This is a genomic window from Nitrosophilus kaiyonis, from assembly GCF_027943725.1.
GTDB classification, from domain to species: Bacteria; Campylobacterota; Campylobacteria; order Campylobacterales; family Nitratiruptoraceae; genus Nitrosophilus_A; species Nitrosophilus_A kaiyonis.
In genome coordinates this window covers 1,399,435-1,425,180 of the sequence record NZ_AP025696.1, presented here as the reverse complement: position 1 = coordinate 1,425,180, position 25,746 = coordinate 1,399,435, and the positions used below count along the sequence as shown (strand labels likewise).

General features: G+C 27.7%; 26 protein-coding genes. 12 read left to right on the top strand and 14 right to left on the bottom strand.

Annotated features, from left to right (window positions below; all coding sequences use genetic code 11):
- Positions 1-6: 6 nt before the first annotated feature.
- The 4 genes from QML81_RS07495 to QML81_RS07480 all read right to left on the bottom strand — a co-directional run bounded on the left by QML81_RS07495 (position 7) and on the right by QML81_RS07480 (position 4,487).
- Positions 7-1,860, bottom strand: a complete 1,854-nt coding sequence (locus tag QML81_RS07495) for a TRAP transporter large permease subunit (protein WP_281950805.1) — start codon at positions 1,858-1,860, stop codon at positions 7-9.
- A 206-nt stretch (positions 1,861-2,066) separates the two neighbouring features.
- Positions 2,067-3,497: a Mur ligase family protein gene (locus QML81_RS07490; protein ID WP_281950804.1), complete on the bottom strand. Its 1,431-nt coding sequence runs from the start codon at positions 3,495-3,497 to the stop codon at positions 2,067-2,069.
- 8 nt (positions 3,498-3,505) lie between these two features.
- Complete coding sequence (locus QML81_RS07485) at positions 3,506-3,775, bottom strand: acylphosphatase (RefSeq protein WP_281950803.1); 270 nt, start codon at positions 3,773-3,775, stop codon at positions 3,506-3,508.
- Positions 3,762-4,487 carry an alpha/beta fold hydrolase gene (locus tag QML81_RS07480; protein WP_281950802.1) on the bottom strand — a complete coding sequence of 242 codons (726 nt, stop codon included), beginning with the start codon at positions 4,485-4,487 and terminating at the stop codon, positions 3,762-3,764. Before QML81_RS07480 ends, QML81_RS07485 begins: the two co-directional genes overlap by 14 nt.
- Before the next feature lie 104 nt (positions 4,488-4,591).
- Between QML81_RS07480 and QML81_RS07475 the strand changes: the two genes are divergently transcribed.
- Together QML81_RS07475 and QML81_RS07470 are read left to right on the top strand one after the other, a co-directional pair.
- Positions 4,592-5,767 (top strand): OmpA family protein, encoded by a 1,176-nt coding sequence (locus QML81_RS07475; RefSeq protein WP_281950801.1) that lies wholly within the window; start codon positions 4,592-4,594, stop codon positions 5,765-5,767.
- 38 nt (positions 5,768-5,805) lie between these two features.
- Positions 5,806-6,597 (top strand): DUF4197 domain-containing protein, encoded by a 792-nt coding sequence (locus QML81_RS07470; protein ID WP_281950800.1) that lies wholly within the window; start codon positions 5,806-5,808, stop codon positions 6,595-6,597.
- A gap of 20 nt (positions 6,598-6,617) precedes the next feature.
- Here the strand turns inward: QML81_RS07470 and QML81_RS07465 are convergent, their stop codons facing one another.
- The 6 genes from QML81_RS07465 to QML81_RS07440 form a co-directional block, all read right to left on the bottom strand.
- Positions 6,618-7,772, bottom strand: coding sequence for a BaiN/RdsA family NAD(P)/FAD-dependent oxidoreductase (locus QML81_RS07465; RefSeq protein WP_281950799.1), 1,155 nt, complete (start codon positions 7,770-7,772; stop codon positions 6,618-6,620).
- The gene (locus tag QML81_RS07460; protein ID WP_281950798.1) at positions 7,759-8,082 is read right to left on the bottom strand and encodes a hypothetical protein; all 324 of its coding nucleotides are present in this window, start codon (positions 8,080-8,082) and stop codon (positions 7,759-7,761) included. The genes QML81_RS07465 and QML81_RS07460 overlap by 14 nt, the downstream gene beginning before the upstream one ends.
- 79 nt (positions 8,083-8,161) lie before the next feature.
- A complete protein-coding gene (locus QML81_RS07455; RefSeq protein WP_281950797.1) occupies positions 8,162-8,767 on the bottom strand; it encodes a trimeric intracellular cation channel family protein in 606 nt (201 codons plus the stop codon).
- 243 nt (positions 8,768-9,010) lie between these two features.
- The gene (locus QML81_RS07450) at positions 9,011-10,045 is read right to left on the bottom strand and encodes a D-alanine--D-alanine ligase (RefSeq protein WP_281950796.1); all 1,035 of its coding nucleotides are present in this window, start codon (positions 10,043-10,045) and stop codon (positions 9,011-9,013) included.
- Between the two features lie 156 nt (positions 10,046-10,201).
- Positions 10,202-10,753, bottom strand: coding sequence for a Holliday junction branch migration protein RuvA (ruvA, locus tag QML81_RS07445; RefSeq protein WP_281950795.1), 552 nt, complete (start codon positions 10,751-10,753; stop codon positions 10,202-10,204).
- A 68-nt stretch (positions 10,754-10,821) separates the two neighbouring features.
- Positions 10,822-11,325, bottom strand: coding sequence for an endonuclease V (locus QML81_RS07440; RefSeq protein ID WP_281950794.1), 504 nt, complete (start codon positions 11,323-11,325; stop codon positions 10,822-10,824).
- Between the two features lie 95 nt (positions 11,326-11,420).
- On the opposite strand from QML81_RS07440, the gene murJ reads away from it, so the two are divergent.
- The 10 genes from murJ to QML81_RS07390 all read left to right on the top strand — a co-directional run bounded on the left by murJ (position 11,421) and on the right by QML81_RS07390 (position 22,368).
- The gene (murJ, locus tag QML81_RS07435; RefSeq protein ID WP_281950793.1) at positions 11,421-12,827 is read left to right on the top strand and encodes a murein biosynthesis integral membrane protein MurJ; all 1,407 of its coding nucleotides are present in this window, start codon (positions 11,421-11,423) and stop codon (positions 12,825-12,827) included.
- On the top strand, positions 12,814-14,211 hold the full coding sequence (gene cysS, locus QML81_RS07430) for a cysteine--tRNA ligase (RefSeq protein ID WP_281950792.1): 1,398 nt from the start codon (positions 12,814-12,816) through the stop codon (positions 14,209-14,211). The genes murJ and cysS overlap by 14 nt, the downstream gene beginning before the upstream one ends.
- On the top strand, positions 14,212-15,927 hold the full coding sequence (locus tag QML81_RS07425) for an ABC transporter ATP-binding protein (protein ID WP_281950791.1): 1,716 nt from the start codon (positions 14,212-14,214) through the stop codon (positions 15,925-15,927).
- A 9-nt stretch (positions 15,928-15,936) separates the two neighbouring features.
- Complete coding sequence (locus tag QML81_RS07420) at positions 15,937-16,995, top strand: quinone-dependent dihydroorotate dehydrogenase (RefSeq protein ID WP_281950790.1); 1,059 nt, start codon at positions 15,937-15,939, stop codon at positions 16,993-16,995.
- A complete protein-coding gene (locus QML81_RS07415) occupies positions 16,992-18,293 on the top strand; it encodes a M16 family metallopeptidase (protein WP_281950789.1) in 1,302 nt (433 codons plus the stop codon). The genes QML81_RS07420 and QML81_RS07415 overlap by 4 nt, the downstream gene beginning before the upstream one ends.
- Entirely contained in the window at positions 18,290-19,177 is an 888-nt protein-coding gene (gene dapA, locus QML81_RS07410) for a 4-hydroxy-tetrahydrodipicolinate synthase (protein ID WP_281950788.1), read from the top strand. Before QML81_RS07415 ends, dapA begins: the two co-directional genes overlap by 4 nt.
- A complete protein-coding gene (locus QML81_RS07405) occupies positions 19,174-19,941 on the top strand; it encodes an enoyl-ACP reductase (RefSeq protein WP_281950787.1) in 768 nt (255 codons plus the stop codon). The genes dapA and QML81_RS07405 overlap by 4 nt, the downstream gene beginning before the upstream one ends.
- Positions 19,919-20,482 (top strand): CDP-diacylglycerol--glycerol-3-phosphate 3-phosphatidyltransferase, encoded by a 564-nt coding sequence (gene pgsA, locus QML81_RS07400; RefSeq protein WP_345741141.1) that lies wholly within the window; start codon positions 19,919-19,921, stop codon positions 20,480-20,482. The genes QML81_RS07405 and pgsA overlap by 23 nt, the downstream gene beginning before the upstream one ends.
- A gap of 151 nt (positions 20,483-20,633) precedes the next feature.
- A complete protein-coding gene (gene rseP, locus QML81_RS07395) occupies positions 20,634-21,698 on the top strand; it encodes an RIP metalloprotease RseP (RefSeq protein ID WP_281950785.1) in 1,065 nt (354 codons plus the stop codon).
- A complete protein-coding gene (locus QML81_RS07390; protein ID WP_281950784.1) occupies positions 21,691-22,368 on the top strand; it encodes a YggS family pyridoxal phosphate-dependent enzyme in 678 nt (225 codons plus the stop codon). The genes rseP and QML81_RS07390 overlap by 8 nt, the downstream gene beginning before the upstream one ends.
- A gap of 2 nt (positions 22,369-22,370) precedes the next feature.
- Here QML81_RS07390 and QML81_RS07385 read toward each other — a convergent pair whose 3' ends face one another.
- The 4 genes from QML81_RS07385 to QML81_RS07370 form a co-directional block, all read right to left on the bottom strand.
- On the bottom strand, positions 22,371-23,177 hold the full coding sequence (locus QML81_RS07385) for a ferritin-like domain-containing protein (RefSeq protein WP_281950783.1): 807 nt from the start codon (positions 23,175-23,177) through the stop codon (positions 22,371-22,373).
- Positions 23,178-23,185: 8 nt separating this feature from the next.
- Complete coding sequence (locus tag QML81_RS07380; protein ID WP_281950782.1) at positions 23,186-23,413, bottom strand: hypothetical protein; 228 nt, start codon at positions 23,411-23,413, stop codon at positions 23,186-23,188.
- Between the two features lie 214 nt (positions 23,414-23,627).
- On the bottom strand, positions 23,628-24,710 hold the full coding sequence (truD, locus tag QML81_RS07375) for a tRNA pseudouridine(13) synthase TruD (protein WP_281950781.1): 1,083 nt from the start codon (positions 24,708-24,710) through the stop codon (positions 23,628-23,630).
- A gap of 120 nt (positions 24,711-24,830) precedes the next feature.
- Positions 24,831-25,649, bottom strand: a complete 819-nt coding sequence (locus QML81_RS07370) for a thiamine-phosphate kinase (protein WP_281950780.1) — start codon at positions 25,647-25,649, stop codon at positions 24,831-24,833.
- Between the last annotated feature and the right edge of the window lie 97 nt (positions 25,650-25,746).

The following is a 25,746-nucleotide window of genomic DNA, read 5'->3' as shown; positions in this document are numbered from 1 at the left end:
AATCCTTTATAAAGTTAAGTTTATAATATTTGGAAAAAATATCAATATTAAAAGAGCTATCAATTGCAAAATAATAAAAGGAATTACACCTTTGTATATATCTTTTGTTGTTACAAGTTTTCCAGCTGCTCCTTTTAGATAAAATAGAGAAAATCCAAAAGGTGGAGTTAAAAAACTTGCCTGTAAATTCATAGCTATTAAAATTGCAAACCATATAGGATCAATACCAAATGTTTTGATAATTGGTACAAACAGTGGAACTACAATAAAAGAGATTTCAACAAAATCAACAAAAAAGCCAAGTAAAAATATAGCTAACATTGCAATAAATATAAAAGCCCATTTACTTCCAATATCTTGTGAGAAAAACTGATGGACAAGTTCGCCACCTCCAAACTCATTAAATACAAGACTAAATGCAGTTGCACCTATTAATATCATAAAAATCATTGCTGTTAATTTGACTGTTTCAATAGAAACATATCTAAGCATTGAAAAAGAAAAACTCTTATTTAATATCGATAAAATCAGAGCACCTATCACACCCATAGCTGCTGATTCAGTTGGTGTAGCAATTCCGGCAAAGATGGAGCCAAGAACTGCAAAAATAAGTAAAAATGGAGGAATTATTGAATATAAAATATCTTTTTTTGAAATCTCTTTTTCAATTTTAACTGGAGGCGCAGCATCTTTTTTTATAAAAGAGTATGAAAATATATAAATTAGATAAAGAACTACTAAAAGCAGTCCTGGAACAATTGCAGCTTTAAATAAATCCCCTACACTTATATTCATAACATCACCCAAAATAATCAAAACAATAGATGGAGGTATAATTTGACCAAGTGTTCCACTAGCTGCAATTGTTCCTGATGCTAAAGAGCGACTATATCCATATTTTAGCATTATAGGAAGACTTATAATACTCATCATTACAACACTTGCACCAACAATTCCTGTTGCTGCAGCAAGTATAGCTCCAACTATTACAATACTTGCTGCTAAGCCCCCTCTTATTTCACCAAAAGCTGCCCCAAGATTTTCAAGAAGATTTTTTGCAAGGTTACTCTTTTCTAAAATAAGCCCCATCAATATAAAAAGAGGAACCGCCATTAAAGTAAAATTTTGCATTATCCCATATATTCTCATAGGAAGCATTTTAAATATCTCTAAAGAAAGATCATAATCAATAATAGCAAACAAAACTGCAACCATTCCAAAAACAAATGCCACTCTAAATCCAAGCATTAAAAAAATTAATGATACTATAAACATTAAAATTGAAGGATTTATAACAAAATAGTAATCAGATGTAAAAATATATATAAAAATATAAAAAACAATTAAAGAGATTATTATAAATTTTAGATTTTTTACTTTTTCGTATGATTTAATTATTTCTGAAATTGATTGTATCAATAAAAGAATTGAACCTATGAAAATTGCAGATTTTATTATATATCTACAGCAAAGCCCTCCAGGATCACCAGATGCTTCATGTTGTAAAAAACTTTGCATTGTAAAATCAAAACTATAATAGGCAATAATCAAAGAAAATGGAATTATTAAAAATAGATTGTCTAAAATGTTGATATACTCTTTTGTTTTATTTGAAAATTTCTCATAAAATATATCAACTCTCACATGTTTATCATGTTTTAAAGTATAGCCAAGAGCAAAAAGAAATGTAATATCAAAAAAATGCCACTCAAGCTCTTGAAGTGCAATTGAACCTAAATGGAAAAGATATCTCATAAAAGCATCATAAAATACTAAAAAAGCTAAAAATATTGCTGCAAAGGCACTAATTGAGCCAAAAAATTTATTGATATTATCAAAAAATAAAGAAATCCTATTCACCTCTTTTCCTTTTTAAGATATATTCAAATATCTTCTGCAACCCTACTATTACAAAAACTAAAACAGTTATTGCTAAAAATTCAACTGAAAAATTTTTAATATCTTCCAAAATAATCCTTAAATTTGATATGTATTGGTTAAAATGGTTAAATTGGTTGAGTGGAAAACAACTCAACTATTCAACTACTTAACTACTCAACAAAATTTTACAAATATGCCGGCGTATCGTTGCTAAAAAGTATCAAATCACCAGGCTTTGTGTTTTGGGCTAAAACTTCTTGTAGTTTTGATTTATCTTCTAAGACTATTTTTTTAGCTCTATTAATATTTTTATCCAAAATTTCTCTATTTATTTTTCCTGTTATTATGACTAAATCAAAAACTTCATCAATTTTTCTTGCAAGTTTTTCATTTGCCTCTTTTGTACTTTCAACAATGCCTGGCGTTACAATTACCTTTCTTTTTGGGTAATTTTTTACAAGTTCATATGAGCTTATCATCCCCTCAAAATTTCCATTGAAACTATCATCAATAATTATTTTACCATTAGACTCTATTTTTTGAAGCCTATGCTCTACAGATTTTAAATTTTTTACTATTTTTTGCAGATTTTCGATACTAAAGCCAAACTCCAAAGCAACCATAATAGCAGCAGTAATATTTATAGCATTAAATGCTCCAAGAACAGGAGCTTCAAAATGGTAGAGTTTATTATCAATTTCTAAATCAAAACTAATTCCATCAAGACTACTTTTTAAATTATTTATATTCTTCCCAAACTTTACAAAATTTTCTTTATCTTTTACTGGTATTTCATCATATAAAAATGCTTTTTTAAGTCTATTTGAAGACAAAAGCTCAAGTTTTGTTGCAATAATATTTTCCATAGTTTTGAAATATTCAATATGTTGAGGTCCCAATTTTCCTATAACTACATATTGAGGATTTAAAAATGAAGCTATCTCATAGATATCTCCTCTCTCTCTTGCTCCTGCTTCCACTATGTATATTTGAGTGTTTTTAGGAAGGTCTTGATTGATATCTTTTATAATTCCTCCTAATGTATTTACACTTCTTGGAGTTGCATATGTATTATATTTTTGAGATAATATTTGAAATAAAAAATTTTTTATACTTGTTTTTCCATAACTTGCTGTTACTCCGATAATAGAAGGGTCTATCTCTTTTAATTTTTTAGCAGCTTCGCTTTTATATGCAGTAAATAAAAATTTTTCTATTAAGTTTGAAACTATAAAAGCCAAAATCAAAGGAAGTAGAGTTGGAAAAATTTTACAATTAAATTTTGCAATACATAAAATATCTATAAAAAATGCAAAAAATACTAAAATTAAAAAAAATCTTTTTACTCTTGCAGTAAATACCAACTTTTTATCCAGTTTTTTCTGCCAAAAATATAAATATAGAATATAAATTAATAAAAATGGTAAAAAAAGCTCTCTAAAGGCTATATATAAAAAAAATGGCAATAAGAAAAGATAAATATGCTGAGAGGGTCTGTGATGATGTAATAAAACTCTATCTATTTTATAGTTATACCATTGAAGATTTAAAATAAAATAGTATCCAAGTGACAAAATAAATATTATATGCTCAATAAAATGAAATATTTTTACCATTGTTAACCTTATCTAATAATTTCAAATTCGCCATCATATTTTTCATTTAATTCTTCGATATCTATATTATTAACAATTGCAAGTGGAGGACCTTTCATTAAAGCAGACAAAAAGTCATTAAATTGCTCTTTTTTCATTGTTGCAACTACTTCAACATTTCCATTTTTTAAATTTCTCACATATCCGCTAATCCCCATAGAATCAGCAGTTTCTTTAGTAAACTTTCTATACCAGACTCCTTGTACTTTTCCACTTACAATAAATCTATATGTTTTCATACTCTTTCCTTATAATATCCATTATCTTTTTTGCATTATTAATAAAAAAGTAATGATCGCCCTCAAATTCATAAAATTTGCTTTGCTTTATAAGAGATGCTATTTTTTTCCCACTATCTAATGAAGTTGCTTTGTCATCTTTTCCCCAAAAAACTAAAGCCTTTTTATCATAATTTCTAAAATGCTCGCTAAAATCTTCATTAACTACATTTTTAAAAGTTTCATACATATTTTCACTCATCTTTTTAGCATCATTTGAAACAAAAAAATCTCTTATTTTTTTTCCGCCAAATGGCTTTAACATCTTGAAAATAGTAATTTTAAATCTTACTGAAAATGGCTTTTTTTCCAATATCCCGGCACTACTTAAAAGAACTAAAAGATTTGGATTTAAAAGAGTAGCAACTTTTCCACCAAAAGAGTGACCAACTATAATATCTTTTTTTATATTTAACTCTTTTAAAAAAATTTCTATTATATTTGCATAATCTTTTGTTGTTAAAATCTCTTTATTTATAGACTTTCCAAATCCTGGAAGATCAATATATACAGCTTTAAAATCATTTACATATTTATCAAAACTATTTTTCATAATCTCTTTATTGCTACCCCAACCATGCAAAAATATAATATTTTTTTTCTCTTTTAAATTAGATATATCATAGCTTAATACAAATCTTTTATCTTTATAACTTATCTCTTTTATGGCCAAAATTAACCTTTTTGTTTTTTATATAAAATTTTAACAAAATATATTGGCAATATTTGCAAAATATAAAAACATTTGTGATACAATTGAATAATAAAGGAGAAATCATGAAAAAGAAAATATTAGTTTCACTTGCTCTTGTAAGCTTTTTAAGCGTTGGAAGTTATGCTGATACAAATAAATATGAGGTAGAAGCATTAGGAAATGTTGAATATACAGATAATGATTTAGACTTAGAATCTTCATTAAAAGGGTTTGGTATAAGAGGAAATTATAGGATTGACGATAATTGGCTTGCAGGACTTGGTTATCAAAGATTTAGTGGTGCTGATTATGAAAAAAGCAGTAAAGATGATACAGATATTAATAGATATTTTTTAAATGCTTTTTATCAATTTAACATAAACAAAAGTTATACTCCATATATTATTGCTGGTTTAGGATATCAAGATGTTAAAGATGAAATAGATGAATTTGAAAGTGGAACAATTGCACAAGTAGGTATTGGTTGGAAGACTAAAATAACTGAATATCTCAATTTTCTTATAGAAGGAAAATATATTAGAGATTTTGAAAATAGTGCAAATAATTTTGCTATTTCAGCAGGATTATCAATACCTTTTGGATATGAAACCAAAGAAGCACCAAAACCTAAACCTATTAAAACAGAAGCTCCAAAAGATAGTGATAATGATGGTGTACCAGATGTTGATGATAAATGCCCAGATACACCTGAAGGTCTAATTGTTGATCCTGATGGATGTCCGCCTGATAGTGATGGAGACGGAGTATATGACTATCTTGATAAATGTCCAAATACGCCATCTGGAGTAAAAGTTGATAAAAATGGATGCTGTTTAGATAGTGATAATGATGGAGTCCCAGATTATAAAGATAAATGTCCAAATACACCTGAAGGGTTTCAAGTAGATAAAAATGGGTGTCCAGCAATATTTAATTTTAAAATAAATTTTGATTTTGATAGTGCAAAAATAAAACCTCAATATTTCAAGAAAATCAAAGAGTTTGCTGATTTTCTAAAAAGAAATAAAAAATATAAAGCTGAGATTCAAGGCCACACAGATAGTAAAGGTTCATTTGAATATAACCTAAAATTATCTCAAAAAAGAGCAAAAGCTGTTTATGATGAACTTATAAAATTAGGAATTGAAAAAGATAGACTCTCTTACAAAGGCTATGGCGAAACTATGCCAATTGCCGATAATTCTACTGAAGAAGGAAGAGCACAAAATAGAAGAGTTGAAGCTCATCTATATTATTAATATTCATCTGGCTTTTTTGCCAGATGAAAGGAAAAATTATGAAAAAAATTATTTTAATTTCTGCAATATTATTAACTCTTAATGCTGGTTTTTTTGACTCACTAAAAAAATTTTTTCCATCAGAATCAAAAAATAGCACTATACAAAACTCAAATCTTAGCCAATATGAAATATCCTCAGGATTAAAAGAAGCTTTACAAAAAGGTGTAGAGTATGCTGTTGAAAATCTAGGAAAAACAGATGGTTTTTGGAAAAATACAAAAGTAAAAATTCCTTTGCCAAATAGTTTGCAAAAAGTAGCCACATATCTTAAAAAAGCTGGGTTTGAAAAATATGTAGATGAGTTTGAATTGTCTTTAAATAGAGCAGCAGAAAAAGCTACTCCAAAAACTGCAGAAATTTTTATTAATGTTATTAAAAATATGAGTATTGAAGATGCTAAAAAAATTCTAAAAGGCGGCGATAATGCGGCTACACTATATCTACGAGAAAAAACTCAAGATAAACTATACTCTTTAATTTATCCAATTGTAAAAGAAAACATTGATAAAGTAGGAAGTATAAAATATTATAATCAAATCAAAGAGATATATAATAAATATGCAAAACCATATACAAAAAATCAAACTTTTTCTTCTATTAAAAATATGTTTTTTAATAACAAAAAACAAAAAAATGAATTAGATGAATTTAGCCAAAAAGATATTTATGAATATACAACATCTAAAACATTAGATGGAATATTTAAAATGATTGAAGAGGAAGAGAAAAAAATAAGAAAAAATCCTGTTGAGAGAACAACTACACTTCTTAAGAAAGTATTTAGTTGATTTTAAATAATAAATTCAAATCAATCTTTTTTTATATTACTATTTAAATATCTTGCAACCTTAACTGCACTGCTAAAAGCCCATTGAAAATTGTACCCTCCTAACTCGCCTGTCACATTTACAACTTCACCGATAAAAAATAGATTTTTAATTTTTTTGCTCATAAGATTGTTATCTAATTCATTAGTATCAACTCCGCCTTTTGTAACTTCTGCCCTTTCAAAACCAAAAGTTCCAGCAGGAGCAAATTTATAATTTAAAAGGAGATTTAATTTATTCACATCTTCTTTAGTTAAATCTTTTACTTTTTTATCTTCTGTATTAATACTTTTTAAAAACTCTTTAATAAATCTTTTAGGTAGATTTAGCTGAGTAGAAATAATTTTATTTGGATTTTTTAAATAATTTCTCAAACTTTTTCCATTTAAAAAATCTATCTCAATATTTCCTTTATCCCAATATAATGAAGCATTTAATATTGCTGGACCGCTGATACCTTTGTGAGTAAAAAGAATATCATCACTAAAGATTTTATCTTTTATTTTTACTTTTGCCCTAAAACTTATCCCACTTAGATTTTTAAACCAAAACTGCTCTTTTTGAACTGTAAATCCTACTAATGCAGGTTTTAATGGCAATATCTTATGATTAAATTTTTTAGCAATCTCAAATCCTATATCAGTTGCCCCAATCTTTTTATAACTTAATCCTCCAGTAGCAACTATTAAAATCTTTGAGCTAAATAGATTTTTATCTGTTTTAATTGTAAAAACTCCATTTTTTAAAAAAACCTCTTTTATTTCATGATTTAGAAAAATATTTTTACTTTTTATCTCTTTTTTAAAAATATTTATAAGGTCTTTAGAAGATTTTTCACAAAAATATTGTCTCTCTTTTTTTAAAATAAGATTACATCCTTTACTTTTTACCCATTTTAAAAGATCTTCATTTGAAAATTCGTCTAAAATATTTTTTATAATATCTTTATCTCCAAGATAGTTTTTTGGAGATAAATATCTATTGGTAATATTACATTTTCCACCACCAGAAATTTTTATTTTTTCTCCAATATCACTATTATGTTCAATAATGGCAAAATTACTATTCTTTAAAAAAGAAGCGCACATAAGTCCTGAAGCACCAGCCCCAAGAATTATAATATCATAGTTTTTCATCTAGCGGATTTTTCTCAAATATTAAATAATTTATACTTTTATCATGTGTAAAGGTTTTAAGTTCACTTTTTTCATCGCTTTTTAAGTAGGTTTTAAAAACTGTAGCCATATATTTACCAATGGAATTTTTTAATTTTTCATACTCTTTTTTATTAAAATTTAGATAAGTTGTCATAAATACATCTTGATTTTCTTTATCTTGAATTATAAAATTTAATGCAACTTCTACAAACTCTTTACCGTTTTGTCCTTTTAAAAGTCTTACACTTTTTATCTCTCCAATTGCCCATGTATATATTTTAGAAGACACTTTTAGCCTTTTTTATATTTTTTATTACTTTCTAAACTTTTCAAATCATAACAAAATATATTTTATAAACAATTGACCTTTAGATTTTTGGAAGATGCCATTTTTTAAAATATGCCAATAGTCTAAGAATTAATCCCAAAATAAAAATTGTAGATAAAGTAAAAATATTTAAATATGAAAAAGTATTCATAATATATAAAAATGTTCCTATGATAATAGCTATAGTGCCATAAAATTCAGCTTTTAAAATCATAGGAACCCTATTTAACAATACATCTCTTAATATTCCTCCACCAACTGCAGTTATTAATGCTAAAAGAACTACACCAAAATAATTTAATTTCGCATCCAATCCTATCAAAGACCCAGAAACAGAAAAAGATACAAGACCAATCGAATCGCTAAAAATAAAAATTTTTCTTTTTTTAAAATCAATATTTTTTTGAAGTTTCAAAATCAATGCAATTAAAATTACTAAAATAACTACAATAGAAGGTAAAAAATTTATAAATGAGTATGGGATTTTGTTAACTATAACATCTCTGATTATCCCTCCACCAAGTGCAGTTAAAAAAGAGATTATAAAAAGACCCAATAAATCCAGTTTCTCTTCAACAGCAACCCAAAATCCACTTAAAGCAAATGCTGCAATACCTATAATTTCAGCTATGTCTAAAAAAGTCAATTTTATCTCTTTTTGGTAAATTTCAAATCACTAATGACTAATGACTAATCATGCTCACCTTAATAAATTAATTCAACCAAAAATCTTCGTTCGTATTACTCACTTGATTTTCTTCAAGGTAAATCAGCTATTCGTATGCTCAGACACAAAATTCATTGAATTTTGGCTTCGCATATACTCATAGCTTTCGCTCGGGCACAGACAACAAGCAGTTGTTGTCCTAAAACTTTGTTTTGCCCTCGCTCATTTATTCTTCATTCCATGAATAGAATGGATATAGTTATAATCTATTTTTATCTTTTTCTCTTTTACTAAATTAGAAGATAATCTATTTAAAACTGTATTAAAATCTTCAAATAGATAATTTGCAAGACTTCCTGGAATTGGATTTATCTCATTTAAATATATATCTCCATTTTTTACAAAAAAATCGCATCTAATTAATGCGCCACTAAAAATAGGATCATATATTTTTATAAAAGCCTCTTTTAATCTTTTTTCTAAATCATCTTGAATTTTTGCAGCTTCAACTTTTTCTGACCTTGAAAAATCAAGATACTTTTTCTCAAAATCTAAAAATTCACTTTTTTTTGGCTCTTCTACAATAGAAAATATAAAACTACCCGCTTTACATCCAGCAAGATTGTACTCTTTAATACCCTCAATAAATGGCTCAACAATTACCTCATCATCAAACTCAAATGCAACATCTAAAGCATAACTCAATTCATCATCATCTCTAACTATACTTACACCTATACTACTACCAAGTCTTAAAGGTTTAATAATTACCGGATATTCAAATTTTAAAGGCACAATATTATCTTTATTAATTATTTGATAGTCAATGACTTTTATACCAAGCTCTTCGGCATACATTTTAGTAAAATGTTTGTTATAACTTATTACACTTGCTTCTATTCTTGGCCCAATATAATCTATTTCAAAAAAATCAAAAAGTGAAGCTAATTTTCCATCTTCACCATCTCTTCCATGAACAAGATTTATAGCAACATCAAAATCTACTCTTTTCTCTTTTAAAAGTGCTTTTTGATAAAAACCACCCTTTTTTAAATGTAAAATTGGAGAATTTTTATAATTTTTACTACTAAAATATTTTGCTTTCATATCTTTTTCATCGATAAGATAAAAATTTCTATTTTCATCTATAAAGATAAATATCTTTTTTTCTTTAATTTTCTCTTTTAATACAATCGCACTTACAATGCTAATCTCATGCTCATAGCTACTTCCGCCAAAAATAATTGCATATACCAATTAAACTCCTTTAATATTTAGTTAAAAAAATTAGAATAGTTAAAATGGTTAAAAAAGTTGAGTTGTTGAGTGGTTTAATAGTTAAATTAGTTAAGTAGTTTTATAGCCAACTCACCCACTCATCTATTTAACAACTCAACCACTCAACCAAATTACTTATATCTTTTGTATCTTTTTTAGCGCCTCTTTTACCAATGAAGCGGTATCAGTTGACTCACATTTTTGTAAAACTTTTTGAATTTGGTCTTTTTTAAATCCAAGTGATTCTAAAGCCATTTGTGCTTCAATATGAGAAGATGAGAGAGCCCCTTCTTCTAAAGAGAACTCTCCAAGCTCTACTAATATTCTTTGTGCACTCTTTGGTCCAATTCCAGGAACTTTTTTCAGCATTGATACATTTTTTTCATTTACAATTTTTGCAAAAGTATTTGGTTTGAAAGTTGAGCATATAGCTATGGCTACCTTTGGTCCAACCCCATTAATTTTCAATAATCTATCAAACATCTTTTTTTCATTAATATCTATAAAACCATACAAAGATTCACTCTCTTCTCTTACTATGTGAGAAATATGAAGCTTTACATTTTTATCTTTTATCTCACTGCTACAATTTATAGAGATAAATACTTCATAAATTACACCATTTACATTAATATGTAAAAATGTCGGCTCTTTTTTTTCTATCGTTCCAATTAAACCTACTATCAAAACATACTCCAAAAAATTTTTGTTATTTTATTTAAAAAAGCTTTAAACTCATTAAAACTATTTGATAATTAATTTAAACAATCTTTTGATTCTTTATCTGCTCTTTTTAATAGATTTGGTATTCTAAAATCCCCTTTCATATTTTTTATTATATTCTTGGCCTTTTCAAAATCAATTCCAGCAGAAGTTATATACAAAGGTTTTTTACTTTTTCCTCTATATAATTCAAAATGATTTGAAATTAAAAAATATTTGTTTTTTGCAACACCAATAATTTTTACTATTCTATTTAGTTTATCATATAAATAAGCCCCTAATCCTTTTTGATTAAATCCATCAAGATAGACATATCCATCAATAATAATTATATCTGGATTTAATTTATACTCTTTTATCAATTTTATAATGCAAGGAAGCTCCCTTTTATAAAATTTACCAGGTATATACTCTGCAAAATTTTTGCATTCTATTTTATATATATTCTTTATTTTTTCATTTTCAAAATTTTCAATCTCCAAACCAACTACACAAGCTTTATCTTTTTTATATCCAACATCAACTATTAAAATCACCATTTTCCTATAAATATTTTTTATCTATTTTAACAAACTATTAAAATTTATTCTAAAATTTTTTTGATAAACTTTGAAAAAAACTTGGACATTAAATGTTTAAAAAGATTTTTACAAATAGTTTTGGAATCCTTTTTTCAAGAATACTTGGATTTATAAGAGACCTTCTTACTGCTTCTATATTAGGAGCTAACATATATAGCGATATATTCTTTGTTGCTTTTAAATTTCCAAATCTATTTAGAAGAATTTTTGCTGAAGGTGCATTTACCCAAAGTTTTTTACCCTCTTTTATCTCATCAAAACATAAAAATCTTTTTGCTTTTTCTATTTTTATAAGATTTTTTTCTATTATCTTAATTTTCTCTATTTTAGTAACTATTTTTTCTCCAATATTTACTAAAATGATTGCAATTGGATTTGATGAAAATCTTATCTTACAAGCTGCCCCTTATGTTGCAATAAATTTTTATTATCTTGATTTTATATTTTGTGTTACTTTTTTAGCTGCACTTCTTCAATATAAAGAGCATTTTGCTACAACCGCTTTTTCTACTGCTCTTTTAAATCTATCATTAATAGCTTCTTTGATACTTTTTAAAAATAGTGAAAAAAGTGATATTGTATTAGCTATGAGTATTGCTGTTTTAATTGGGGGCTTTTTACAATTTTTATCCCATCTTTATATGGCAAAAAAATTAAATATTTTAAAAAGGTTAGTGTTAGCGTGTAAAGGTTTTAAAAAAAAGAGTCAAATAGTAAAAAATGATTTAAATAGATTTTATAAAAATTTTTTTCCTGCAATTTTAGGAAATTCAACAGCCCAAATATCTGCATTTTTAGATACTTGGCTTGCATCATTTTTAGTTAGCGGCTCAATTAGTTATCTTTACTATGCAAATAGAGTTTTTCAGCTTCCTTTAGCTCTTTTTGCAATTGCTACTGCAACAGCTCTTTTCCCAACTGTTTCTAAAAATATAAAAAGAAAAGATTATGAAAAAGCTCTTTTTCATATGAAAAAGAGTTTTTGGTTTTTAACTTTTATTTTGTCTATTTCAACACTTGGTGGTATATTTTTATCAAAAGAGATTGTTTGGCTTTTGTTTGAAAGAGGCTCTTTCACTTCTCAAGATACAATAAACACATCAGCAGTTTTATCTATGTATCTCATAGGCCTTTTGCCTTATGGATTAAATAAACTATTTTCATTATGGCTATATGCAAACCATAAACAGCTCATAGCTGCTAAAATTGCAACATACTCGCTGATTACCAATATTTTATTATCAATTATTTTAATCTTTTTTTTAAAAGCTGCAGGATTAGCACTCGCTTCAAGTATAGCAGGATTTGTGCTTTTTATATTTACAATTAAAGAGTTTGGTGTAAAAAAGTTTTTAGATATAATTTCAACTAAAATTGCATTTATTTTGCTTATTTTACTGATAATTGAATCCATTTTTTTATATTTTATAAAAGGTTTTATTGATGCGTATATTTGATAGCTCTTTAAAAAAAGAGGTAGAGTTAATCCCTATAAAAGACAAAGAAGTTAGAATTTATGTATGTGGTCCAACTGTTTATGATGATGCTCATTTAGGTCATGCAAGAAGCTCAATAGTTTTTGATCTTTTAAGAAGATTTCTTATTTTAAAAGGTTATAAAGTTACCTTTATGAAAAATTTTACAGATATTGATGACAAAATTATAAAAAAAGTTAAAGAAACTGAGAAATCTTTAGAAGAGATTACACAATATTACATAAAAAGATATCTTGAAGATATGGAAGCTCTTGGTGTTTTAAGAGCAGATATTGAGCCAAAAGCGACCCAAAGTCTTGATGCAATGTTTGATATGATAGAAAGACTTTTAGAAAAAGGGTGTGCTTATAGAACAGATGATGGAGATATATATTTTGATACATCAAAAGATAAAAATTACTGCTCTCTTTCACATAAATGCGATGAAGAGGGTTTAAGTAGAATTGAGCCAAATCCAAAAAAAAGAAACCCTGCAGATTTTGCATTATGGAAAGCGTGTAAAAATGAAGAGGATATATGTTTTGAATCACCTTTTGGAAGAGGAAGACCAGGCTGGCATATAGAGTGCTCAGCAATGATTTATAAATATCTTGCATATAAAGATGAAGAGTATCAGATAGATATTCATGGAGGTGGTGCTGATCTATTTTTTCCACATCATGAAAATGAAGCGGCTCAAACAAGATGTGCATATAATCAAAAACTTGCAAAATATTGGATGCATAATGGATTTGTAACCATTAGTGGGGAAAAAATGAGTAAAAGTCTTGGTAACAGCTTTTTTATAAAAGATGCTTTAAAAGTATATGATGGCGAGATACTTAGATTTTATCTACTTTCAACTCATTATAGAAGTTCACTCAATTTTAATGAAGAGGATCTTTTAAATTCAAAAAAAAGACTTGATAAACTTTATAGGCTTAAAAAAAGAGTTTTTGATGTAAATGAATCTGAAATAGATGATAGTTTCAAGTTATCTTTATTTGAAGCTTTAGATGATGATTTAAATATATCAAAAGCATTGTCTGTAATAGATGAATTTATCTCAAATGCAAATGAATATCTTGATAAAAATCCAAAAGACAAAAATTATAAAAAAACAGTTAAAGCAAATATCGATTTTATCGATAAATTATTAGGTGTTGGGAATAAAAACCCATTTGAATATTTCCAAATCGGAATCGATGAAAACAGAAAAAAAGAGATAGAAAAACTCATTGAAGAAAGAGCAAAAGCGAAAAAAGAGAAAAATTATGAAAAGGCAGATTTAATCAGAGAAAAACTCTTAAAAATGGGTATATCTATTATGGATACACCTCAGGGAACCTTTTGGGAGAAGATTTAATTGAAAATAGTTTTAAAAAGACTGCTTCCATATTTAAAAGATTATAAATTAGAGCTTTTTTTTGCAATTTTAGGAATGATTGCAGCTGCAATTGGCTCTTCTGCTTCAGCATATCTTGTAAAACCTGTAATGGATGAGATTTTTATAAATAAAGATAAAGAGATGCTAAAATTTCTTCCATTTTTGGTTGTTTTTATGTATCTACTAAAAAGTTTAGGAAGATATGTTCAAACATATTACACCCAATATATTGGTCATGATATTATAAGAAAACTCAGAGATAAAATGTTAAATTCTCTTTTAAATATGGATATGGAATATTTTGTAAAAATAAGAAGTGGAGAGTTAATTTCTAGAATAACAAATGATATCAATAGAATAAGAAGTGTTGTAGCAAATATGGTGCCCTCTTTATTGAGAGAGAGCTTAACTATTATTGCTTTGACAGGAGTTGTGATATATCAAAGCCCAAAACTAGCTCTTTATTTTTTAGTTATTATGCCTCTGTCACTCTACCCTCTTTCACTTCTTGCAAAAAGAATGAAAAGAATTTCAAAAAAATCTCAAGAAAAAATATCAGACATAACATCACATTTAACAGAAATTTTTAATAATATCGAAATTATAAAATCTCATGTTAGTGAAAAAAAAGAGTTAGAAAGATTTAAAAAACATAATAAAAAGTTTTTTAATATAACTATGAAAAGTGTAAAAACAAGCGAAGCTGTTAGTCCATTGATGGAAATTTTAGGTGCAATTGTAGTAGCAATAGTTATAATTGTTGGAGGTAATGAAGTAATTGAAGATAAGATGAGCGTAGGAGCATTTTTCTCTTTTATGACTGCTCTTTTTATGCTTTATGCCCCTTTAAAAAATGTATCAAGAATATATAATAAACTCCAAGATGCAATTGCTGCTGGAGAGAGAATTTTTGAAATAATTGATCTAAAACCTACAATTAAAACAAGTGATAAAAGATTTGAAGAGGAGATAAAAAATATCAAATTTGATAAAGTTTCTCTTTATTATAAAGATAAAAAAGCTCTCGATAATGTTAGCTTTGAAGCAAAAAAAGGTGAAGTTATTGCTCTTGTAGGAGATAGTGGGGGTGGAAAAAGCTCTATTGTAAATCTTTTGGTAAGATTTTATGATCCTAGCAGTGGAAGAGTGCTTTTTAATGATAAAGATATAAAAGATTTTGATGTAAAAAGTTTGAGAGAAAAAATAGCTCTTGTTACACAAAGAATATATATTTTTCAAGATAGCATTGCTGCAAATGTAGCCTATGGCGAGGAAATAGATGAAAAAAGGGTTATAGATGCATTAAAAAAGGCTAACGCTTATGATTTTGTAAAAGAGATGGAAAATGGTATCTATACTGAACTTGATGAATATGGTGCGAATCTAAGTGGCGGACAAAGACAAAGAATTGCATTAGCTAGGGCAATATATAAAAATCCTCAAATTTTAATTCTTGACGAAGCAACAAGTGCTCTTGATACAAAAAGCGAGCAAAAAATTCAAGAGGCTCTAAAAGATATTACAAAAGATAAAATTACATTTATTGTTGCCCATAGGCTCTCAACTATAAAAAATGCTGATAAAATAATTGTTATGAAAGAAGGCAAAAAAGTTTGTGAAGGCAAACATCAAGAACTACTTGAAAAATGTGATGAATATCAAAAATTACATAATATTTATAAAAACAAAGATTAAAGGTAAAAAATGTTTGATTATGAAAATTTCAAAAAAATACTATTCAAATTAGACCCAGAAAATGCTCATAATTTAGTAGAGTTTTCTTTAAAAAGTATCGATAATATTCCATCATTATTTAACCCTTTTATAGAGAAAAATTTCATAGATGATAAAATCCTTAATCAAAAAATTTTCAATAAAACATTTTATAATCCAGTTGGACTTGCTGCAGGTTTTGACAAAAATGCAACAATGATTAGAGGTATGTTAGCTCTTGGCTTTGGATTTACTGAATTAGGAACCATAACACCTCTTCCACAAAGCGGAAATCCAAAACCAAGACTTTTTAGATATCCCACATATGAATCTATTCAAAATGCTATGGGTTTTAATAATGATGGTATGTATAAAATAGAAAAAAGAGTAAAAAAATTCTATCCATTTGCAACACCAATAGGTATAAATATTGGAAAAAATAAAAAAACTCCACAAAAAGATGCTTTAAATGATTATGAAAAATTGATAAAAGGATTCAAAGATTTATGTGATTATATGGTGGTAAACATATCATCTCCAAATACACCAGGCCTTAGGGATCTTCAAAATGAAAATTTTATAAAAGCTCTTTTTACAATGGCAAAAGACATAACATCTAAGCCTATTTTATTAAAAATCGCTCCAGATATGTCAAAAGAGGAAGCTGTAAATTTAACTTCATTAGCTGTTGAAAATGGCGCGGATGGAATAATTGCTACAAATACTACAATTGATTATTCACTTATTCCAAATTCTAAAGATTTTGGAGGAATAAGTGGTAAAGTATTAAAAGAGAAAAGTTTTGAAATTTTCAAAGCAGTATCAAAAGAGCTTTTTGGGAAGACTACTCTTATAAGTGTTGGTGGAATAGACAATGCACAAGAGGCTTATAGAAGAATTAAAGCTGGGGCATCATTAGTTCAAATATATACTGCTTTAATATTCAAAGGACCATCACTTATAAAAAATATAAATGAAGGTTTGATACAATTATTAAAAAATGACGGATTTGAACATATTTCTGAAGCAGTTGGAGCAGATTTAAAATGAAACAGATATTTTTTATACTTATTTTAATAGGGGGATTAATGGGTAGCAGTTTGCCAAAATATTATGAAAAAGATTTGAAAAATGGACTAAAAGTAGTTGCAATTCCTATGCACAATAACTCAAATGTGATTACTACAAATATATTTTATAAAGTTGGAAGTAGAAATGAAGTAATGGGAAAAAGTGGAATAGCCCATATGCTTGAACATATGAATTTTAAATCAACAAAAAATCTAAAAGCTGGTGAATTTGATGAAATTGTAAAAAGTTTTGGTGGTGTTGATAATGCTTCAACAGGTTTTGATTATACACATTACTATATAAAATCTAGTTCAAAAAATTTAGATAAGTCTTTAGAGCTTTTTGCAGAATTAATGGAAAATCTTTCATTAAAAGATGAAGAGTTTCAGCCTGAAAGAAATGTTGTAGCTGAAGAGAGACGCTGGAGAACAGATAATAATCCAGTAGGATATCTTTATTTTAGACTTTTTAATAACACATTTATTTATCATCCATATCATTGGACTCCAATAGGCTTTATGCAAGACATTTTAAATTGGAGTATCGAAGATATTAGAAATTTTCACAAAATTTACTATCAACCTAAAAATGCCATAATTGTAGTAGCTGGAGATATAGATAAAGATGAAGTGTTTAAAAAGGCTGAAAAATATTTTGACCATATAAAAAACTGCTGTGATATTCCTAAAGTTCATATGGTTGAACCTAAACAAGATGGTGAAAAAAGAGTTGTTATTTATAAACAAAGCGAAGTAGAAATAGTTGCAATTGCTTATCATATACCAAATTTTGCTCATAAAGACCAATTTGCCCTCTCTGCAATTTCAGCTCTTTTAAGTGATGGTAAAAGTAGCAGACTCTATAAAAAACTTGTTGATGAAAAGAAGATGGTTAATACCATATATGCATACAATATGGACCTAAAAGACCCAGGAATTTTTCTTTTTATGGCAGTTTGCAATCCAGGAATTAAAGCTGAAGATGTTGAAAAAGAGATTTTAAAAGAGGTTGAAAATTTAAAAATGGGAAAAATTAGCAAAAAAGAGCTAGAAAAAATAAAAATTAATACAAAAGCAGATTTTATATTCTCTTTAGAAAATTCAAGCAATGTGGCTGACCTTTTTGGAAGCTATTTTGCAAGAGGAGATATTGAACCTTTACTAAAATATGAGGAAAATATTGATAAACTAACACCAAAAGATCTTCAAGATGTAGCGAAAAAATATTTTTATAAAGAAAATTCTACAACTGTTATATTAAGAAAGGAAAAGAGATGAGAAAACTAAAAGGTGCTATGACTGCATTAATAACCCCTTTTAAAAACGGAAAAATTGATGAAGAAAAATATGCTAGGCTTATTCAAAGGCAAGTTGATAATATGATAGATGTTGTTGTTCCAGTAGGTACGACAGGTGAGAGTGCAACTTTAACTCATGATGAGCATAAAAGATGTATCGAAATTGCTGTTGAAGTTTGTAAAGGTACTGAAACAAGAGTTATGGCTGGAGCTGGAAGCAACTCTACCCATGAAGCAATAGATCTTGCTTTATTTGCACAAAATGCTGGAGCAGATGCGATTTTAAGTGTATCTCCATACTATAATAAACCAACTCAAGAAGGAATATATCAACATTATAAAGCTATAGCTAATTCTGTTGATATTCCGGTGTTATTATATAATGTTCCAGGTAGAACTTCGGTAGATATTCAACCTCAAACAATTTTTAGACTTTTTGATGAAGTAGAAAATATTTATGGTGTAAAAGAGGCCAGTGGATCTATTGAAAGATGTGTAGAACTTCTTGCAAAAAGACCAGAACTTTATGTTATAAGTGGAGATGATGCAATAAACTATCCAATAATTGCAAATGGTGGAATGGGCTGTATCTCTGTAACTGCAAATCTTCTTCCAGATAAAATTGCCACATTAATTCATGCAGGTATTGCAGGACAGTTTGATACATCAAAAATGGTAAATGATGAGCTATTTGAGATAAATAAGATACTTTTTATTGAAAGCAATCCAATTCCAATAAAAGCGGCAATGTATATAGCTGGTCTTTTAGACAATCTAGAATATAGGCTTCCATTAGTGCCACCAAGTAAAGAAAATATGAAAAAAATAGAAAAAATATTAGAAAAATATGAGGTAGTAAAATGAAAGGAAAAACATTAGTTATAAGTGGCGGAACAAGAGGTATAGGCAAAGCTATAGTTGAGAGATTTGCAAAAGCTGGTGTTAATGTTGCATTTACTTATAATACAAATGAAGAACTTGCAAACTCTTTGGCAAAAGAGCTAGAAGAAAAATATAACATAAAAGCAAAAGCATATAAACTTAATATATTAGAGCCTGATGAATATAAGAGCCTTTTTAAAGAGATAGATCAAGATTTTGATAGAGTTGATTTTTTTATTTCAAATGCAATTATTTCTGGAAGGCCGGTAGTAGGAGGATTTGCTCCTTTTATGAGACTAAAACCTAGAGGGCTTAATAATATATATACAGCAACAGTTTTAGCATTTGTTGTTGGGGCTCAAGAAGCTGCAAAAAGAATGGAAAAAGTTGGTGGTGGAAGCATTATATCTATGAGTTCAACAGGAAATATAGTATATACACCAAATTATGCTGGACATGGAAGTTCTAAAGCTGCAGTTGAAACTATGGTCAAATATGCAGCTGCTGAACTTGGTGAGAAAAATATTAGAGTAAATGCAGTAAGTGGTGGACCAATTGATACTGATGCTCTAAGAGCTTTTCCAAATTATGAAGAGGTAAAAGCTGAAACTATAAAAAGAGCTTCCATAAAAAGAATGGGACAACCTGAAGATTTAGCTGGAGCATGCTTTTTTTTATGCTCTGATGAAGCTGGCTGGATAACTGGACAGACATTAATAATTGATGGTGGAAGCAGTTTTAAATAAAAGGATAATTTTGACTAACATAAACATTCCAAATATTTTAGCCTTTATTAGGCTTTTTATTGCTCCAATTATGTTTATGTTTTTAGTAAATAGGGATCTATTTGCAAATATTCATCCATCATGGCTTGATTTTTTGGCAGCATTTTTATTTGTCTTTGCTTCTTTGACAGATTTTTTTGATGGATATATTGCAAGAAAATTCAATCAAATAACACAACTTGGAAAAATACTTGATCCTCTTGCTGATAAAATGCTAACTCTTGCAGGTTTTTTAGGTCTAATGATGTTAGATAGAGCAAATCCATGGGCAATCTATCTAATACTCACAAGAGAGTTTTTTATAACAGGTTTAAGAGTAGCTGCAGTTAGTGAAAATAAAGAGATATCAGCATCATTTTTAGGAAAAATAAAAACAATAACACAAATGTTTGCTATAGGTTTTTTGATTATGAACTGGCCAGGAGGAACACTGCTTTTATGGCTTGCTGTGTTTATCACACTTTATAGTGGATATGAGTATATCAAAGAATATTTGAAATAGAATTAAAAGTGGTAATTGGTATATTGGTTATTAGTTATTGGAGGTAAGGAAATAGATTTAGGATTTAGTAAAAGTAATATTCATAATCCCCAATATACCAATAACCAATATACTAATAACCAAATGTCCAAATTTTAATTTAAGGAATTTTATGGGAATAATAGTTAGTTTACTTGTTTTATCTTTTTTAATATTTTTTCATGAACTTGGACATTTTTTAGCTGCAAGATTTTTTGGAGTAAAAGTTGAGAGATTTAGTATAGGCTTTGGTCCCATTATTGCAAAAAAATATTTTAAAGGAACTGAATGGGCAATAAGTGCTATCCCTCTTGGCGGATATGTAAAAATGAAAGGTCAAGATGATCTTGATCCCACAAAGAGAAGCAGTGACCCAAATAGTTACAACTCTAAAAAACCTTGGCAAAGAATAGTAATACTTTTTGCAGGACCCTTTGCAAACTTTTTTTTAGCATTTTTACTATATTATATTATTTCAATTATGGGAAGCAATACATTAGCACCAGTTGTTGGAGAAGTTATGAAAAATTCGCCTGCTCAAAAAGCAGGATTGATGCCAAAAGATAAAATAGTAAAGATAAATAATACACCTATAACTAAATGGGAAGATATCAGTAAAGCCATTAGTAAATATCAAGGTGCTTTAAGAGTTGAAATAATAAGAAATAATCAAATAAAAATTGTTATAATTGAGCCAAAAATTTTAGAAGTCAAAAACATTTTTGGAGAAAAAGTAAAAAGAAAAATGATAGGTATATCTCCATCAGGCGATGTAATAAAAGTCTATTATTCACCAATTGAAGCAATCAAAGTTGCCTATGATAAAACAGTTGCGGCAAGCTTAATGATAATAAAAGGAATAGAAAAAATGATAGAAGGAGTTGTTCCTTTAAAAGAGGTTGGAGGAGTAATATCAATAATGGATATTACTGCAAAAGCATCTCAAGTTGGAATAGCAGCCCTATTTTCATTAACGGCACTGATTTCAGTAAACCTTGGCGTGCTTAATCTTTTGCCAATCCCAGCATTAGATGGTGGACATATAGTTTTTAATCTATATGAGCTTATAACAAAAAAAGTTCCAAGTGAAGATATAATATATAAACTAACTCTTCTTGGTTGGATGATTTTACTAATGCTTATGGGACTTGGAATTTATAATGATATAAATAGAATTTTTGGAGTATCAAATGGATAAATATAGATTAAGAGATAATTTTGATGAAATTGTAAATAGAGTGGAAAGAGCAAGACTTAAAATTAGTGAATATCATATAGTAAAAATTGTAGCTGTTAGTAAATATGTTTCAAGTAAAGAGGTTAGAGAGCTATATGATTTGGGTCAAAGAGCCTTTGGGGAAAATAGAGTACAAGATTTAAAACAAAAAATGGAAGAAACAGATGATTTGCCATTAGAGTGGCACTTTATTGGAAGGCTTCAAAAAAATAAGATAAATCATTTAATTGATTTAGATCCATTTTTAATGCAATCATTAGATAGTTTAGAGTTGGCTTTAGAGATTGATAAAAGATTGGAAGCAAAAGGGAAAAAGCTTAACTGTCTTTTACAAATAAACAGTGCCAAAGAAGAGACAAAAGCAGGCGTTTTACCTGAACTAGCATATGATGAATATCTTAAAATTATTGAAAATACAAAACATATAAACTTAAAAGGTGTTATGACAATAGGGGCTCATACAGAAGATGAAGAATTGATTAAAAAAAGTTTCGAAACAACATATAAAATATTTGAAAATTTAAAACCACACGGTGCAAAAATTTGCTCTATGGGAATGAGCAATGATTTTGAATTGGCAATTGCATGTGGCTCAAATATGGTAAGAATTGGCTCACTTTTCTTTAAATAGATTTATATTCCCAAAATTTTTAGAGCACCTTTTATAACCGGAATTGTTAGCTTTTCTATAGTTTTATTTAAATTTAATGGCCTTAAAAGCATTTTGATGGCCATATTATATGGATAATATTTCTTTGCAAATGTTCCAACATTTTTCTTATGCTCTTCATAATATTTATCTTCAAATTTTTTTAGATTTTTTTCTTCATAAATAGCTTTGAATGCAAGCTTAGCATCTTCTCCATCAACCATTTTTAATCTATTATAAATGACTTTTATAATGTCATCTTTTTTTAACTTTTCTATTTTATTATATTTTTGGTAAGCTTCTTCAAAAATATCATAATGATATACTTCATCTTTTGAAATATTTCTTGAGATTTGTGCCAATATAGGAGTATCTAAATCTTTTGAATAGTTTTCTATTGCTCTATAAAAAGTGCTTGTTCCTGTTTCTACTACCATTCTTGCCAACATCTCTTTTGCTTTTGTTGGTTGAAACTCTTCTAAAGTACAATGAGGCAAATAATCTTCTAAAAATCTTTTATATGCACTATCCCAATCAAAATCTTTCCATACACTATTTACGAATTTTTTCAAAGCTTTGCCATGTTGTATCTCTTCTGGCTCCCAAACATTCTCAAGCCATTTTATTAAACTCTCATCTCCCTTATAAAACTCTTTTAAATTTTTTTCATATACATGGCTTGTTATCTCTATAAATGAAGCGCTCGTTATTAAATAAAAAAGAAATTCATTATCTTTTAAAGCTTTTTTATTTATTTTTTCATAATCAATCTCTTTATAATTCCATCTCATTTTATCTCCTATATTTCACATTCAGGAGGCTCAGTATCACATACTCCACCACAATATTTAACCTCAAGCTCACTCAATGCTTTTTGCATTTCAGTTAAAATCAGTCTTGCAGCCAAATTTTGATCAAGTTCTGGAATATCCCATCCATATCTTTTCATCCATTTTTCAAATACTTCTTTTGTATCTTCATGAATTTCATCTGCATATCTACACTCTTCTTTAAATTCTGCATTCATTAAAATCTCCTTTTTAAATATTTGACAATTGACATTGGACATTGGTAATTAGGAATTTGGAATTAGTGTTTAGTTTTTAGCTATCACTAAATCCTTCTACCTTCTACTTTCTACTTTCTACCTTCAACCTTCAACCTTATCCACTATTCCACTATGCCCTATTCCACTAATCAACTTTCTACCCACTTAATTCTTAATTCTTAGCTCTTAACTCTCACTCACTTTTCAATTTCCTATGAGCTATCTCTTCAAGTAAAACTGTAGCATAACTTCCTTTAGGCAAAAAGAAATTTAATTCATACCAAGCTTTTTCCTCTTTATAAATACCTTCTAAATTTTCAGGAAAAATCCAGGCAAATCTTCTATCTCCATAAGTTTTTATATTTTCATCATCAAAATCTCGCTCAAAAATCCTAGCAATTCCATTAGCCCTTTTTGTTTTTATACCTGGAAGCAATCCTGTAATTGAAATATCTCTATTTTGAAATCTTTTTGATTCATCGATTACATTTTCAACTTCAAAAATTTTTCCAAAAGGATAGTGGCTTGCCAAATCTGCTGGTAAAATTTTAAAAAATTGACACTGTTTTTGAAGCTCATCTACTATTCCATTTGGAAAATCAAGCAAAGTTTTTATCTCATTTTTACTAAAATTGCATATAAGTTTTGAAATCTCTACTCTTTTTGATAACCATAAATTAAAAAGATGGCTTTGATATGCATTGATAAATAATCTCTCTTTTTTTCTATTTTTCTCTTTTCTTTTTCCTTCAACTATCTCTTTTCCTAAAATATAATTATCACCGTCAATTCCAAATCTTTGATATCCAAAATAGTTAGGAAACCCCTCTTTTAGTATAATTTTTAGAACCTCTTCTATCTTTTTTGCATCAACAGGCAAAACTTTTTTAAGCCTTATAAAAAATCTATTTCCTTTTAAATGCCCAAGTCTTATTTTATTTTTATGCTTAGTAGTCTCAACTATTTTAATATTTGGATGAGAAAACTTTTTTAAACTCTCTTCATATTTTTTATTTATTGAAATATATTGATAAGTTAAAGCATTTTTATCTTTTAATCCAGCATAACCGATATCTTTAACTTTTACTCCAACTTGCTCGCTTATAGATTGCAACATCTGCCAGGTAGTGAGATTTTTCTTTCTAACTTTTAAAATAAGATGCTCGCCATCACCGCTAAATTCATATAAAGGCACCTCTTCTACAACAAAAGTCTCAGGAGATTGTTTAAAATAAAAATTTATTGGCGAATGGTCTAAAAAAAATAGTCTATCCATCTGTTTCCTTTTTGGTGATTAGTGATAAAGTGATGAGTGATAAATTTGCCGATTATCACTAATTATTTGCTTATTACTGATAATTAATTACTGCTCGCTCATTATACTTTACAAATCATCTTAAAAATGGTGCGGTTTGCAAATATTTTTATATGGTTTTCTTACAGCTTTTGCAAAAACAGTTATTGGTGTTCTTGTAATCTTTGAAATTTGTAAAATCTTTTTTAAATCTCTTTTATCAAAAGCGAATAAAAGCTCATACTCTTCGCCACTACACCCTACTCTTTTATCTATTTTATTAAAAAATTTAAATCCAATTCTATTAAGTTTTGATAGTTTGCCCAAATCATCAAAAAGCCCATCACTTATATCCATTGAAGCTTTTATATATCTACTTGCTTTTTGCATAAATTTATCTCTTAAAATTGGCTTTTTAAATTTTGAATTTTTTCCAACCTTTTTACCCCTAAGTAACTTATCTAAATCTTTTTTTACTCTACCAAGTTCACCTGTATAAGCCAATAAATAGCCATCTTTTATTGGCTTTCTAAAAATTGGCTTTTTTGTTTTTGAAATTATAGTTATCGATATATCAATTTTTTTTCCAGATATGGTATCTCCACCTATTATCTCTATTTTATATCTATTTGCAATATCTTTTATTCCTTTTGCCAGCTCTTCCATTTGATAAGGCTTTATATCTTTTGGTAAAGCAATACTTAAAAGTGCATAAAGAGGCTTAGCATTCATAGCAATAGCATCAGAGATATTTACAATCATAGCTTTTTGGCCAATTTCATAATAACTTAGCCACTCTTTTTTAAAATGTATATTTTCATTAAATGCATCTACACTATATATATATTTATCTAAAAAAGCTGCATCATCACCTACAAATTTATTATTAAATAAACTTATAAAAAAACTCTCTTTATTCACTATATTCCTTATTTTTTTTGGTAAATATTGTAACAAAGTGGCTCTTAAATCAACTATTGTAATATATTTTAATTTTTTTTATTTTTTGAAATGATAT

Coding starts and splice junctions, on each gene's coding strand:
- QML81_RS07490 (WP_281950804.1), bottom strand. CDS start 3,497: ATGGTAAAAATATTTCATTTTATTGAGCATATAATATTTATTTTGTCA.
- QML81_RS07485 (WP_281950803.1), bottom strand. CDS start 3,775: ATGAAAACATATAGATTTATTGTAAGTGGAAAAGTACAAGGAGTCTGG.
- QML81_RS07475 (WP_281950801.1), top strand. CDS start 4,592: ATGAAAAAGAAAATATTAGTTTCACTTGCTCTTGTAAGCTTTTTAAGC.
- QML81_RS07470 (WP_281950800.1), top strand. CDS start 5,806: ATGAAAAAAATTATTTTAATTTCTGCAATATTATTAACTCTTAATGCT.
- QML81_RS07465 (WP_281950799.1), bottom strand. CDS start 7,772: ATGAAAAACTATGATATTATAATTCTTGGGGCTGGTGCTTCAGGACTT.
- murJ (WP_281950793.1), top strand. CDS start 11,421: ATGTTTAAAAAGATTTTTACAAATAGTTTTGGAATCCTTTTTTCAAGA.
- cysS (WP_281950792.1), top strand. CDS start 12,814: ATGCGTATATTTGATAGCTCTTTAAAAAAAGAGGTAGAGTTAATCCCT.
- QML81_RS07420 (WP_281950790.1), top strand. CDS start 15,937: ATGTTTGATTATGAAAATTTCAAAAAAATACTATTCAAATTAGACCCA.
- QML81_RS07415 (WP_281950789.1), top strand. CDS start 16,992: ATGAAACAGATATTTTTTATACTTATTTTAATAGGGGGATTAATGGGT.
- dapA (WP_281950788.1), top strand. CDS start 18,290: ATGAGAAAACTAAAAGGTGCTATGACTGCATTAATAACCCCTTTTAAA.
- QML81_RS07405 (WP_281950787.1), top strand. CDS start 19,174: ATGAAAGGAAAAACATTAGTTATAAGTGGCGGAACAAGAGGTATAGGC.
- pgsA (WP_345741141.1), top strand. CDS start 19,919: ATGGTGGAAGCAGTTTTAAATAAAAGGATAATTTTGACTAACATAAAC.
- rseP (WP_281950785.1), top strand. CDS start 20,634: ATGGGAATAATAGTTAGTTTACTTGTTTTATCTTTTTTAATATTTTTT.
- QML81_RS07390 (WP_281950784.1), top strand. CDS start 21,691: ATGGATAAATATAGATTAAGAGATAATTTTGATGAAATTGTAAATAGA.
- QML81_RS07385 (WP_281950783.1), bottom strand. CDS start 23,177: ATGAGATGGAATTATAAAGAGATTGATTATGAAAAAATAAATAAAAAA.
- QML81_RS07380 (WP_281950782.1), bottom strand. CDS start 23,413: ATGAATGCAGAATTTAAAGAAGAGTGTAGATATGCAGATGAAATTCAT.
- truD (WP_281950781.1), bottom strand. CDS start 24,710: ATGGATAGACTATTTTTTTTAGACCATTCGCCAATAAATTTTTATTTT.